At 37.0% G+C, this 13087-nt stretch carries 12 protein-coding genes; 7 read left to right on the top strand and 5 right to left on the bottom strand.

Annotated features, from left to right (window positions below):
* Window position 1 precedes the first annotated feature (1 nt).
* Window positions 2-913 (bottom strand): PTS mannose/fructose/sorbose transporter subunit IIAB, encoded by a 912-nt coding sequence (locus H3R25_RS03950; protein ID WP_198194351.1) that lies wholly within the window; start codon window positions 911-913, stop codon window positions 2-4.
* A gap of 181 nt (window positions 914-1094) precedes the next feature.
* Here H3R25_RS03950 and H3R25_RS03945 point away from each other — a divergent pair, with 181 nt between their 5' ends.
* Window positions 1095-2339, top strand: a complete 1245-nt coding sequence (locus tag H3R25_RS03945; protein ID WP_198194350.1) for an alpha-L-fucosidase — start codon at window positions 1095-1097, stop codon at window positions 2337-2339.
* Window positions 2340-2353: 14 nt separating this feature from the next.
* Entirely contained in the window at window positions 2354-3070 is a 717-nt protein-coding gene (locus tag H3R25_RS03940) for a GntR family transcriptional regulator (RefSeq protein WP_198194349.1), read from the top strand.
* Window positions 3071-3108: 38 nt separating this feature from the next.
* Here the strand turns inward: H3R25_RS03940 and H3R25_RS03935 are convergent, their stop codons facing one another.
* The gene (locus tag H3R25_RS03935) at window positions 3109-3999 is read right to left on the bottom strand and encodes an RluA family pseudouridine synthase (protein WP_198194348.1); all 891 of its coding nucleotides are present in this window, start codon (window positions 3997-3999) and stop codon (window positions 3109-3111) included.
* A gap of 84 nt (window positions 4000-4083) precedes the next feature.
* Between H3R25_RS03935 and H3R25_RS03930 the strand changes: the two genes are divergently transcribed.
* The 5 genes from H3R25_RS03930 to H3R25_RS03910 are packed head-to-tail and all read left to right on the top strand — an operon-like array spanning window position 4084 to window position 11186.
* Window positions 4084-6141, top strand: coding sequence for a PBP1A family penicillin-binding protein (locus H3R25_RS03930; protein ID WP_198194347.1), 2058 nt, complete (start codon window positions 4084-4086; stop codon window positions 6139-6141).
* Between the two features lie 15 nt (window positions 6142-6156).
* Window positions 6157-6507 carry a YlbF family regulator gene (locus H3R25_RS03925; protein ID WP_122035540.1) on the top strand — a complete coding sequence of 117 codons (351 nt, stop codon included), beginning with the start codon at window positions 6157-6159 and terminating at the stop codon, window positions 6505-6507.
* A gap of 8 nt (window positions 6508-6515) precedes the next feature.
* Window positions 6516-7733: a DNA repair exonuclease gene (locus H3R25_RS03920; RefSeq protein ID WP_198194346.1), complete on the top strand. Its 1218-nt coding sequence runs from the start codon at window positions 6516-6518 to the stop codon at window positions 7731-7733.
* A complete protein-coding gene (locus tag H3R25_RS03915; protein WP_198194345.1) occupies window positions 7714-10209 on the top strand; it encodes an AAA family ATPase in 2496 nt (831 codons plus the stop codon). The genes H3R25_RS03920 and H3R25_RS03915 overlap by 20 nt, the downstream gene beginning before the upstream one ends.
* Window positions 10209-11186: a 3'-5' exoribonuclease YhaM family protein gene (locus tag H3R25_RS03910; RefSeq protein ID WP_046307314.1), complete on the top strand. Its 978-nt coding sequence runs from the start codon at window positions 10209-10211 to the stop codon at window positions 11184-11186. The genes H3R25_RS03915 and H3R25_RS03910 overlap by 1 nt, the downstream gene beginning before the upstream one ends.
* A gap of 43 nt (window positions 11187-11229) precedes the next feature.
* On the opposite strand, the gene H3R25_RS03905 is transcribed toward H3R25_RS03910, so the two are convergent.
* The 3 genes from H3R25_RS03905 to H3R25_RS03895 form a co-directional block, all read right to left on the bottom strand.
* Entirely contained in the window at window positions 11230-12129 is a 900-nt protein-coding gene (locus tag H3R25_RS03905) for a peptidylprolyl isomerase PrsA (RefSeq protein ID WP_074425028.1), read from the bottom strand.
* Window positions 12130-12255: 126 nt separating this feature from the next.
* Window positions 12256-12582: a hypothetical protein gene (locus H3R25_RS03900; protein ID WP_198194344.1), complete on the bottom strand. Its 327-nt coding sequence runs from the start codon at window positions 12580-12582 to the stop codon at window positions 12256-12258.
* Window positions 12579-13022: an HIT family protein gene (locus H3R25_RS03895; protein ID WP_198182298.1), complete on the bottom strand. Its 444-nt coding sequence runs from the start codon at window positions 13020-13022 to the stop codon at window positions 12579-12581. The genes H3R25_RS03900 and H3R25_RS03895 overlap by 4 nt, the downstream gene beginning before the upstream one ends.
* Window positions 13023-13087: the final 65 nt, after the last annotated feature.

The raw sequence follows: 13087 nt of genomic DNA, 5'->3' as shown, positions 1-13087 counted from the left end.
TTTAGTTCTCCTTCTTATTTAAAATTGAAATAAATGGCTCTTGTTTATCGTTCGGAACCATTTGATGATAAAATTCAATTCCTTTTTCTGCCATCTGATTAAAGGTAGCAGTGTCCTCGTCAGTAACGGCAACACTTTTAGCAACTTGACGTGCCCCCTGAGACATTGACATGTTACCAACATTTACTGCCGGAAGCTTAACACCAGCAGATACTAGCTGTGCCAAGATTTGCGGCTTTTTAACGAGTAAAAGAACTCTTTGACCATTGTATTGTCCACTATTGATTCGTTCTGCAGCTCCCTTAGCTGTAAGAATACTTAAGTGAATCCCAGCTGGAACAGCCGTTTTTAAGGTTGCCTTTTGCACCTTACTGGTAACAATTTGATCGTCAACGACCATGATTCTCGTCGTATTAAGACTTCTAGTCCACATGGTAGCAACTTGACCATGAATTAAGCGCGAATCAATTCTTACATTAACTAGGGGGTTACCAGTATTTACAGGAGCAGTTTCTTTATTTGGCGCTGCGGGCTGCTTTTTAGGTTTCTTTTTGATGTTTGACTCCATTAATTCAATTGTTTGACTGATTGCCTCGTCAGCAGGAGTTCCTGTTGCTAGTGATAAGGTCAACATCAGGGAAAGACCGGAATATAGTTTGACGTCAGGATGTTCTGCAATAAAAGTATTTGCTGCGTTTGCTGGTGTACCGTTTGGAATATCAGCAATAATTATGACTTCCTCAGCAGAATCTTGCCTGTTCTGATAAATATCTTCATAGCATTTGACGACATCATCAATGCCCATCGGATCTTTAAAAGAAACTGTGGCGAAATTAGTTAATTCGCCTGTAATCATTTCACAGCTTTTAAGCGTTTGTTTTGCATAGTCACCATGACTTGCTAAGATATACATATAAAAATCACTCTCCTTCAACTTAATGTGTTAACTTAGTTACAAGATAAATATTAATTCTAAATGAAAGCAATTGCAATAGCTTAATAACAATATTTTATTGGATGAAGCTATGGACTTTTATATTTCTTAGTGTTTAACTTAATGTGTTAAATGTTGAAATGGAATGGGAGGAATAAATATGGTAGAAGCTTTGACTAGAATCAAACAATATGAAGACTTGGGGTTAGGCTTATTTATTCATTGGGGCTTATATTCGCAATTAGAAGTCGGAGAGTGGACAGAATATATCCATCATCGAGATAAAGAAGAGTATGAACACTTAATTAACAATTTTTCTGCTAAAGATTTTGATGCCGAGCAAATAGTTCTGTCTGCTAAAAAAATGGGTGCTAAGTATATTGTTTTAACAACTAAGCACCACGAAGGCTTTTTCTTGTATGATACCCAAGGACTATCTGAGTTTGATGCAATGCATAGTCCTGCCCATAGAGACTTGGTTCGAGAGTTTATTGATGCCTGCCATAAATATGATGTTCAGCCTTTTTTATACATGGCGACATATGATTGGCATAGTGATCTGTACCAAACTGACTTCAATAAGTATTTAGATTATCTATTAAAATCCGTTGAAATTTTGTGCAAGAATTACGGCTCAATTGGAGGATTTTGGTTTGATGGTGATTGGAATAAAAAAGAGGCTGATTGGAAATTAGATCGTTTATACGGAACAATCAGAAAATATCAGCCTAACGCAATAATTGTTAACAATACAGGTTTAAAAAACAGAGGAAAGATAAGTAATCCTGAAATTGATGTTGTGACATATGAGCGAAAAACGCCAGATCAAGTTAATCATGGCTTCCAAGATAAATATGTTGCTGGGGAAGCCTCAGTAACAATGAATAAACATTGGGGCTACGCAAGAGATGACTTAAACTTCAAATCTACAAAAGAGCTAATTGAAAATATTGTTCATGCTCGTGGCATTGGGGCTAACATTTTACTTAACATTGGCTTAACTGGAACTGGACAAATTCCGTTAATGAATCAAGCCGTTATGGAACAAATCGGTAAATGGACAAAGATGGCGGGGCAAAGTATCTATACCTCACGTCCTTCTTCTGAAATCAAGGCGAGCGGAAACGATAAAGATATTGCTCTGATAGATAAAAATACTCTATATTTGTTTTTACATGATTTAGAAATTGTTGGCGATGATAATGTAGTTTTAGGCGGAGAAGGTATCAATTTACGTTCATTTAGTGGTATATTCAAACAGATAGAAAAAATAACTTGGCTAGATGATCAAAAAGAACTTCCTTTTATGCAAGATGTTGATAGAGGAACGCTTACGGTGGACATAGGTGGTTACACTTATGGGACAGATTGGTGTGTAAGAATAGCCAAGGTTTCCTTTAAATAAAGCCGGTGAAATTGATGTCAAAATATCAAGATATTGTTTTAAAATTGGTTGAAAAGTTAGATAATGGATGGTTGAATCCTGGTGATCGTTTCTATAGCGAAGCAGAAATCAGTCGAATTTATCATGTTAGCTCTACGACCGCAGTAAAAGTTCTAAATACCTTAGAACAACAAAATAAGGTAACTCGAGTTCAAGGAAGTGGGACTTTTGTAGCAAAAGAAGCACATAAGCAGGTTGCAATGCTCACGGACTTGAACTTGGCTGAGGGGCAAACTGAAAGTGTTAAAGTACTTTTAGTAAGAATGGGCGATGATCAAGATGTGCTGCAAAAACTTCATTTCGATGAAATTAACAATTATCTTGAAGTAAGACGTTTACGCTATATTGGTAAAAAAGTAAGTCAATATTCAATTAGTTATCTAAATCCAAATTATTTAAATACTGATGAATTGGATAACTTGTCATTGTTCAGTTCGGTTTACCAAAAGGTTAGGGATGACTCTAAAATTGATCCTTTTGAATTGCCATTTAAACAAAAAAATTGGGCAAAAACTGTTTCCGATAAAGAAATATTGCAGTACTTCACACAAGAAGCAAAACAACTTTTTATTTATCAGGAACGAGAAACTTATTTGCCACTAGTTTCTGGTGAACTGCTTGAATATACAATTAGCTATAAACTACCTGAATACTGGGGCTATGAGGCAACTGCAACAGCTTATCGCCAGTAACTCTTACATCTAAATTAATAGAAAACAAAAAAACTAAATCAAAAATGATTTAGTTTTTTTGCTTCTTTAAGTAAAGGCACTTTTTCGTCAGGTAATTTGACCCTCAGTTTGTCTAATGTGAAAGGTACTTGTAAAGAAATCTGATATGCAGTTAAGTGAAGAAACTCGTCTTTTTTAGCATTTCGGTTATAGAGGGGATCACCTATAATTGGACAACCAATTGCGGCAAGATGAACGCGAATTTGGTGTGTGCGTCCAGTCTCCAGTGTTAATTTAACTAAAGCTGTATTGTTGTCATAGCGCTTCAAAACTTGATAGTGTGTGATTGATTTCAGTCCATCACTAACAACTTTGCGCTTACGTTGATCAAGCGGGTCATGTCCAATGGGTAAGTCAATTGTTCTGCTATCATCAATTGCTTTTTCTAGATTAACAACTGCTAAATATTCACGGTGAAAGGCCTTGGTAACTAATTCACGGTTTAGAATAGGCACAACTGCTGGATTTTTGGCAACGAGGAGCAGCCCACTCGTCAACATGTCTAAACGATGTACAATAAAGGGAGAAAAACCCAGATAGGTGGCGCAATCATTTAGTGCAGTGTTAGTTTCAAACAAGTTAGGATGAGTTTTTTGACCAGCTGGTTTGTTAATTATTATGAAATTTGGGTCTTCGTAGATTATTTCCGGCATTTTACCACTAGGTGCATACTCATTTTGCGCTGTTTCAACGTGGTCTAACCAAATTTCGACTTTATCGTTAGGATAGACTGTTTGATTGAAATACCGATAAGCACCATTAATTATTATCTTTTGTTCGGTACGCAAAAAATGACGCCATTTGCGTGGAATTAGTAATTGACGTAACAAGTCGTTTACTGAACAGGGTTCATGATTTGTTGGAATGTTAAATGTAAAGTAATAGCTCATAAATATTTGTTAAATCTTCTTGAAAATAAAGGGAAGCCTTGCTAATATGATAAAATTTTAGTTGTTTCTAAAGGAGCAGATAAAATGGAAAATAATGAACCAAAGAAAAGTGGCTTAGCGGCCTTATGGTATCGCATTGATCACCGCTTTTATATCGGGCGCTGGATTATCTTAATCTTGCTCAGCATGACGCTTTTGGTTTGTACTTATTATACCGTCAAAGTTAAAACATCAAACATTTCAAATTTGAAAGCTTCACTGTCTACGACGACTGCTATTTATGATTATAAAGGTCAAAAAGCAGGAGCACTATATTCGCAAAAGGGAACTTTCGTAGAATATAACAAAATTTCGCCAAACGTAAAAAATGCTGTGATATCGACTGAAGACCGTACTTTCTGGAAAAATCCTGGCTTTAGTATCAAGGGAATGGGACGTGCGGCCTTAGGATTGGTAATTCATCACGGCCAAATTGCAGGTGGTGGATCGACCTTAACGCAGCAGCTGGCCAAAAATGCTTTACTAACACAGAGGCAAACTTTGTCGCGAAAAATTGAAGAGTTATTTTTTGCGGTTGAAATAACGCATGTATACTCTAAAAAAGATATTTTAACAATGTATCTTAATAATGCCTATTTTGGTAATGGGGTTTGGGGAGTCCAAGATGCCAGTAGAAAGTACTTTGGTAAAAACGCAAATGAGTTAACTGTCGGAGAAGGTGCAACCTTAGCAGGAATTTTACGTAATCCAAGTAATTATAACCCAATTGACCATATGAATTATTCTTTATCAAGGCGGAACTTAGTCTTGGATTTAATGGTTGCAAACAACAAGTTGACTTCTTCTCAAGCTAAGGTCGCAAAAAGCCAAAGCTTGGTTTTGCGTGATACTTACCACAACCAGGATGGCTACCGCTACCCGTACTTCTTTGATGCTGTTGTCGATGAGGCCATCAAACGCTATGGCTTAAAAGAAGAAGATGTTATGAATAAGGGTCTGCGTATCTACACGACGCTGAACCAAAATTATCAGGGACAACTCCAAGAAAAATTTAGCCAAGACTGGTTATTCCCGCAAGGCTCAACTGATGGAACAAAGACGCAAGGCGCTAGTGTGGTAATGGATCCAGGTACTGGAGCAGTCAGGGCGGTCATTGGCGGACGTGGCAAGCATGTCTTTCGTGGTTATAACCGCGCTACCCAAATGAAGCGTCAGCCGGGCTCTTCAATTAAACCGATTGTGAGTTACGCACCTGCTTTACAGCAAGGCTATCATTATGACTCTCAGCTTTCTAACAAGTTGCAGCGATTTGGTAAAAATGGGTATGAGCCGCATAACGTTGATAATGGTTATTCAGATAAGATTCCAATGTATGTTGCTTTAGCTCAAAGTAAAAACGTACCGGCAGTTTGGTTACTAGACCGGATTGGTGTGTCCAAAGGGGTACAATCTGCAAATAATTTTGGCATTAAAGTACCAAAAGAAGACCAAAACCTAGCTTTAGCACTAGGTGGTTTATCAACCGGTGTATCACCATTGCAGATGGCACGAGCATATTCTGCTTTTGCCAATAAAGGTAACTTGCCGAATAATTCGTATTTCATTACAAAAATTACTGATGCAAGTGGTAACGTAATTGCCGAAAATCACGATACTGGCAGACACCGAGTTATTTCAGAAAGTACAGCACATGAAATGACAACGATGTTATTAGGCGTGTTTACTAGTGGTACAGGAGCATCAGCTCAACCAGCTGGTTTTCGAGTTGCCGGAAAAACTGGTTCAACTGAGGTTCCAAATTCATACGGTTTTGGAACCAAGGATCAGTGGATTGTTGGTTATACGCCTGACGTAGTTGTCGCAACTTGGGTTGGTTACGATCGCACTAATAAGCAACATTTCATGCATGGTGTGTCAGAAACTGAAATCACTAGACTATACAAGGCAGAGATGGAAGGAATACTTCCTTATACTGCCCAGAACCAATTTACCGAACAAGCTCCTAAGCAAATTATCCAAAATAATGGTACTGGATCGGACTGGACCAATGGATTGAACAATAAAATTCAAAAAGGTATAGGATCTGCGGGAGAAAAGCTAAATGAATGGTATAATAACTTGAAGGGTCTTTTTGGCCGATGATTAGGAGGATTAAAAATGGTGAATATTTTCGATACGACCAATCAATTAGCATCCGAGCTGCAAGAAATTGATGAATTTAGTGTTTTGAAAGAAGCAATTGAAGGCGTTAAGAATAACGCGGAAAGTACAGCACTTTTCAAGGAAATGGACAAGGTACAAAATGCGATTGTAATTGCCCAATCCAAAGGTGAAGACTTATCGCAAGAGCTTCAAGATGAATATAAAAACTTAAATGAAAAAGTACAACAAGATCCACAAATCTTGAATTTGTTACAAGCAGAGCAAGGTCTATATGGTACGATTGAAGAAGTACAGAAGATAATTACTCAGCCGATTAATGATCTGTATAAAGGTCTTAGAAATTAGTTAGACCAATGAAATTTATCCACTTAGCGGATGCGCATCTAGATAGTCCTTTTTTGGGGCTATCTTTTTTGCCATCTAAGAGCTCTTTACAAATACATCAGGCACCCAATAAATCGTTCACCAAGATTGTTGACTTGGCTTTAAGAGAAGATGTTGACCTAGTATTGATTGCGGGTGATACATTCGATAGTGCGCGTCCTAACCCAAGTACGCAGATTTTTTTCGCTGAGCAAATTGAACGGCTAACTAAGGCACAAATTCAAGTAGTCATGATTTTTGGTAATCATGATCACATGGCAGAAGCTGATTTGCTCGTTCCCGAAAGCCAGTATTTCAAGTTGCTTGGCAACGAAGAGAAAATCGAGTCCATTACTTGTCAGACCAAGACGGGCTTTACTTATGATGTAACGGGTTTTTCTTATTTAAATAATCACATCACAGAAGATAAGGTGAGTCAATTTCCTAGTAAAGCAGTGCATTACACTTTTGGACTAATGCATGCACAAGAAAAGACTAATCAAAGTGCTCAGGATGTTTATGCGCCTTTCAGCTTAACTACTTTAAAAGACCTGAATTATGACTATTTTGCTTTAGGTCATATTCACCTTAGACAGGTTTTAGCTAAAGATCCGTGGATTGTATACTCTGGAAATATTCAAGGGCGCCACATTAACGAAACAGATAAAAAAGGCTGTTATTTGGGTGAAATTAATGAACAGACAAAGGAAACAACCATTCAGTTTGTTCAAACATGTCCAATTGTGTGGCAGCAACAAGTAATTAAGTTGAATTCTGAAGTTTCACAAACCGAATTGCAGAATCTAATTATCGATTCATTAAATCCAAATGAAACAACTTACTTTTGTCTGCAAATAAGCGGAGCGGAGTATTTAAATGATAAAGAGCGTGAACTGATTCAGGAAAATGATTTTTGGCGCATGATTTCCAATCAATTAGATTATGATTCTCAATTAGTAGACGTTCGTCTTTCGGCGAATAGTCAACTAAAAATCACTGAAAGTGATCTTGCCTTTTTTAATCAAGCAGAAAAAGAGCTTTTTGCTACAGATGAATTTACTGAATTAAGTAAAGACTGGGCCAAAAAAGATGAACTCTCAAATCAACTGGAAAATGCTCCAGATTTTCTACAGGAAGTGAAGGAACTGGCCGAGGTTAAACTGAATAGCAAGCTGAAAGGAATTAGCGATGAAGTTAAAGAAAATTAAAATTGTCAATTTTGGGCAGTTTTCTAATGTTACCTTTGACCTATCCAGTCCTAAACTCAACGTTTTCTATGGTACGAATGAAGCTGGTAAAAGTACGGTAGTTGCCTTTATAAAGCAGATTATGTTTGGTTTCCATTTAAAGAAGCAGAGCTCAGCTTTTTTTGAAGATTACACGCCTTTAGCACGGGTTAGTCCGATGGGAGGCTCATTATTTTTTGAAAATGACCGAGGAGACCACTTTGAACTTGAGCGCTTATATGCTGGCGGTAAAGGACTTAAAGGCGGCACATTAACGGTAAAACTAAACGAGCAGATTGTTCCAGAAAGCGTCTTTTTCGAAGAAATCAAAAATATTGATGGCGACTTTTATGCGGATAGTTTTATTTTTAATCAAGACATGCTTGCTAAAGTTGAGAAAATTCAACAAACTGACCTGTTGGAACGAATTTATTATTTGGGAGCCTCAAACAGTGACCAGTTAATCGATTTAAGAGATGACTTTGCTAAAAAAGCTTCCGAAATCTTCAAAAAGATGGGGAGTAACCCGCCACTTAATGTTCTTTTTAACAAATTAAAGGATCAGCGAATTAAGGTTGATGAAGCTGAAAACGAGTTTAATGATTATCGTACTTTGAGTGAGCAAGAAAAAACACAAGCAAGTGCACTAAGAGAGCAGGAGCAAGCTCTTCAAAAACTTCAGAGTGAGCAAGAGCAATTACGTCAACTGCAAAATCAGGTTCCTAACTACCGCAAGCTAATTGAATTAGAGCGGGAAGTGGAACAAGTTGAATTTGATCCAGAAAAATATCAAGCTGCGCAAAGACTCGATTTAGAAGCTAAAAATCTTCAAAAAGAGCAAAGTGAGCTAGAACAGCAACTTGCCAACTTTTCGTCTAATGATGAAAATCAGAATTCCTTGAAGTTGTTGGTACAAAAAAAGCCTGAAATATTGCAATGGCGCGCAGAAGACCGTGATTGCCAGCAGGACTTTCAGCAAGTTAGTCAGCAGCAGGAGCAATTACTCACTTTAAATCCAGACTTGCATCAAATCACCAATTTAACTCAGGCAGATATTATTCAATTACAAAATGATTTTGAAAAATTGCCATCTTCTAAAGACAATACCTCTAGTTCTGAAAATGCAGTTGGTAAATACGCTGCGATTGGTTCAGGCTTAATCATTGCTATCGGCATAATTCTGTTAGTTGCATCATCGCCGCTAATCGGTGGGTTGGTCATGTTAATTGGCCTAGTCGGAGCTTGTTGGAGCATTGGCAAACAAAAGCAAGAAAAGCGTGTGCTCAACCAACAGGCTAAACAGGCGAAGCTGATTAAGGAACAAAGAATTACATTTTCACATAAGTATGGTCTTAATCCTGATCAGCTTGATCTTCATAGTTTGGTCAATGAATGGCGTCAATACCAAATGCTTGAGCAAAAAAAGCAGAATGATTTGCAGCGTGAACGCGAGCTTAACGAGCAACTTGCAAAAATTGCAATGAAAATCAGTGCCACACTCGATCGCTCAATTGAACCTAGTTTTGAAGCCGTGATAGCTTCATTAGATGAACTTGAGAATCGGTTAGCGAACTCGAGGCACATTGCAGATCAAAGAATTGATCTGCAAAAGCGGCTGACAAAAACTCGAGCTGAGGCACATGAACTTAATTTACAGTTAAAGGCGGCGTTTGCCCAAGCACAAGTTGAAGATATGGCTGAATACCAAGCTTTGCAGGCTAAGAGTACTCGGCAAGCGGAACTTCAAACTAAGATTTCTCTTCTGAAAGATAATCTTGGTGAAAATCTAGCTGAGATTAAGCAGCTTCAAGAAAGTGATCAGCTTGCTAAAAAGCTAGAAACAGTCCAAATTAAAATTACCCAGAAGCAAAAAGTAATCAAAGAATTGCAGACTGAAGATGCCGAAATAAAGGTTAAAATGACTAATTTGGCGAATTCAAATGCCGTTTTCGCAGCCAAACAAGAATTAGCTAATACAGAAACTGAATTTAGAAACTTAAGTATTGAGTATCTAGCTAATTTAGCTGCTTCAAAGTGGATTTCACGTGCCTTAGACCTCGCTTCAAATGAACGGTTCCCTAAAATGTTAAAGACAGCAAAAGAATATTTGCGACTATTAACAAATAATCGGTATAATAGTCTTAATATTGATAAGAAATTAACAGTTACTAGATTCGATGGTAAAAAGATTAAAGTACAATATTTGTCACGCGGCACATCTGAGCAGCTTTATTTTGCACTCAAGTTGGCTTTTGTTGAACAAATTAAAGATCAGATTAACTTGCCAATTTTAATTGACGACTCTTTTGTAAACTTTGATGATCAAAGAGTAAATCAAATTAAGCAGTTGTTGGGCCAGGTATCCGAGAATAATCAAGTACTTATTTTTACCGCACAAGCTGGATTAGTTGAAAAGTTACAGCTTAAGCCGCTAACTTTTACGAAAGGAACCGAGTAATGTATAAACACTTACTGGACTACAATGATGGCGAGGAATTAGAGGCAATTGTCTTAATTAAGAATTCCCAGTTAAGACATACCCAGAAGGGTAAATTATATTTGGCATTGTCTTTTGGCGATGCTTCTGGTGAAATTCGTGGAAATTATTGGGATGCAACTAATCAAGATGCTGCAACCTATAGTAGTGGCACAATCGTTGAATTGGACGGTAAGCGCGAAGAATACCAGGGACAGCCACAAATAAAGATTTATGGCTTGCGTGTGGTAGGACCTGAAGAGGGCTATGATCTAAATCAGTTTGTTAAATCTGCACCCGAAGAAATTTCATCAATGAAAGATGAAATTAATCAGTATGTGTTTGAAATTCTCAATCCAACTTGGAATAGAATTGTTCGCTATTTATTGAAAAAATGGGACAAGCGCTTTTTTGATTATCCAGCAGGCAAGAGCAATCATCATGCGGTACGCGGCGGTCTGGCATATCATACATTGTCAATGTTAAGGGATGCTAAAGCAATTGCCGATAACTATTCGCAAGTTGACCGTTCTCTCTTATATGCCGGCTGCATTTTACATGATATGGGAAAGGTTTTGGAATTGTCTGGGCCAGTGGCAACTCAATATACTACGGAAGGTAACTTGATTGGACATTTAGTCCTAATTGATGAGCAAATAATGCTTGCCGCTAGAGAACTGAATTTTGATCTTGAATCAGAAGACGTTTTGTTGTTGCGTCATATGGTATTGTCGCACCACGGTAAATTTGAATATGGGTCACCAAAATTGCCAGCTTTATTAGAAGCTGAGTTATTACACAGAATTGATGACCTAGATGCGTCGCTTTATGCAATAACAAACGCGCTGCAAAATACACGCCCTGGTAATTTTACAGATAACATTATGAGCCAGGGTGGAAGACGCTTTTATCGGCCGAAGAATGATGAGGCGTTGACGAAGTTTAAAAAATTAGAGTAAAAAAAGAAGTTCATTTTCCAATGAACTTCTTTTTTATTGCTTTTTATTTCTTAGAATCTGAAGTAGAAACGTAAGATGATAAGACGTTCTTCAAGTCGTTATCCTTAATTGAAACATCAGCTTTCTTTAGAACAGTAGAAATAACGCTACGCATTGTTTCCTGATCTTGGGACATTGAACGATAGATTTCATCATCAATTTCCTTCTTATGAGAAGCAAATGTACCCTTAGCTGGGTGTTTAATCATTCTAATTACGTGGTAACCAGATTGAGATTTAACTGGACTACTAGTAGTTTCGCCAGTCTTAAGTTTAAATGCTGCTTTCTTGAATGCAGGATCTAAAGTTGCATCAGTTGAATCAAATGCAGGAAGCTTACCTTCATCAGCCTTAGTACCAGGATCTAATGAGTACTTCTTAACTAAGCTCTTAAAGCTCTTACCATTCTTTAATTCCTTAATGATGGTATCAGCTTGTGATTTCTTAGAAACCAAGATGTGTTGAACAGTAACCTTAGGTTGATATTCTTTCCAAGCCTTGTCTTCTTGACTCTTGGAAATTTTCTTAACATCTTTTAATGCAGCTTCACTGAGCAAATTAGTCTTTAAGTTTTGCTTGAAACTTGAAACTGTCATGCCATTTTGTTGTAAAACGGCATTAAATTGAGAACCATATTGCTTTTTGTAGCTGTTGAATTGTTTATCAACTTGTTTCTTAGAAACTTTACTACCATATTGTTGCTCTAAAACATGGTTAATAATCATGTTTGCAAGAGTAGTTTGACCCGCTTGTGATTTCTTCATTTCGTCGTAGTAATCATTTTGGGTAATCTTGCCACCCTTATAGGAAGCAACTGTTTTACCACCGTTAGAACAAGCAGTGGTTGATAGCGCAATACCAGCTACAGCAGCTACTGTAGCTAATTTTTTAATATATTTTTTCATAAAATATTTCTCCACATCCTTAATTAAATAAGTCACCGACAATTAATATAACATAAACTCGCAGAACAAGTTTTTAAATTTACAGAATTCATTCAAAAAACAAACTTTCTTTAACAATTTTTAGAATTATTTGTTCTTTGGTGTACTTTGAACTAGTTTATCAAGTTCTTGCTGTAAACTATCAACTATGCGAGAAACACTAAGTTGGTAATACTCAATTTCTTTTTCTACTTCAGTCAATCCCTGCTTAGCAATCGGCGTTGCATCTTTTAATTCTTGTTGAGCCGTTTTTAAATCAGCGATGGCATTAGTCAGACTCGTAACATCATCTTTAACACCATTAAATTGCTTTTGAACTGGTTTAGCTAAACGATTGCCATTTTTATCTTCAAAAAGAGAGAGGACCATCCCGAATCCTGCACCTACGGCAAGTCCTAGGCTAAAATGTTTCATTTTTTCTCCTTAAAATTGTGCTTTATCTGATCAGCAATCTTTTGATAGTCGTCAGGAGTGTATTTATCTTCATTATTCCGGGTGGCAAGTTTTAAGCCATCGCCTTCAAAACGGGGAATGAAGTGAATATGTGAGTGCATTACAACTTGACTAGCACTTTCACCATTATTGGTGGTAACGTTCATTCCAGTAATCTTAGGATCAAATTTCTTAATTGCATTGGCAATTGCCGGAATATACTTTAAGTACTTTTCTGCATCTTCGGCAGTATAATCAAATAAGTTTGTGAGATGCTTTTTGGGCACCATTAAGGTATGTCCTGGATTAACCTGTGATAAATCTAAAAAAGCTTTAACGTCATCATTTTCGAAAACGGTATAACTAGGAACTTCACCACGAATAATTTTGCAAAATAAACAGTCTTTATCTAATTCATCCATTTTTAAACCTCTTGATTTTGAAATTTAGTTTCCATTAATATCATGCTATCATATAAAATAAGTAA

Origin of the sequence: Lactobacillus sp. M0390, from assembly GCF_016102085.1 — a bacterium.
Taxonomy (GTDB): Bacteria; Bacillota; Bacilli; order Lactobacillales; family Lactobacillaceae; genus Lactobacillus; species Lactobacillus apis.
This window is presented reverse-complemented; position numbering and strand designations above follow the sequence as displayed.

Bases quoted from the DNA above. Each gene is read 5' to 3' on its own strand.
- H3R25_RS03895 (WP_198182298.1), bottom strand. From the start codon at position 13,022: ATGGATGAATTAGATAAAGACTGTTTATTTTGCAAAATTATTCGTGGT.
- H3R25_RS03915 (WP_198194345.1), top strand. From the start codon at position 7,714: ATGAAGTTAAAGAAAATTAAAATTGTCAATTTTGGGCAGTTTTCTAAT.
- H3R25_RS03910 (WP_046307314.1), top strand. From the start codon at position 10,209: ATGTATAAACACTTACTGGACTACAATGATGGCGAGGAATTAGAGGCA.
- H3R25_RS03935 (WP_198194348.1), bottom strand. From the start codon at position 3,999: ATGAGCTATTACTTTACATTTAACATTCCAACAAATCATGAACCCTGT.
- H3R25_RS03905 (WP_074425028.1), bottom strand. From the start codon at position 12,129: ATGAAAAAATATATTAAAAAATTAGCTACAGTAGCTGCTGTAGCTGGT.
- H3R25_RS03950 (WP_198194351.1), bottom strand. From the start codon at position 913: ATGTATATCTTAGCAAGTCATGGTGACTATGCAAAACAAACGCTTAAA.
- H3R25_RS03920 (WP_198194346.1), top strand. From the start codon at position 6,516: ATGAAATTTATCCACTTAGCGGATGCGCATCTAGATAGTCCTTTTTTG.
- H3R25_RS03940 (WP_198194349.1), top strand. From the start codon at position 2,354: ATGTCAAAATATCAAGATATTGTTTTAAAATTGGTTGAAAAGTTAGAT.
- H3R25_RS03930 (WP_198194347.1), top strand. From the start codon at position 4,084: ATGGAAAATAATGAACCAAAGAAAAGTGGCTTAGCGGCCTTATGGTAT.
- H3R25_RS03945 (WP_198194350.1), top strand. From the start codon at position 1,095: ATGGTAGAAGCTTTGACTAGAATCAAACAATATGAAGACTTGGGGTTA.
- H3R25_RS03900 (WP_198194344.1), bottom strand. From the start codon at position 12,582: ATGAAACATTTTAGCCTAGGACTTGCCGTAGGTGCAGGATTCGGGATG.
- H3R25_RS03925 (WP_122035540.1), top strand. From the start codon at position 6,157: ATGGTGAATATTTTCGATACGACCAATCAATTAGCATCCGAGCTGCAA.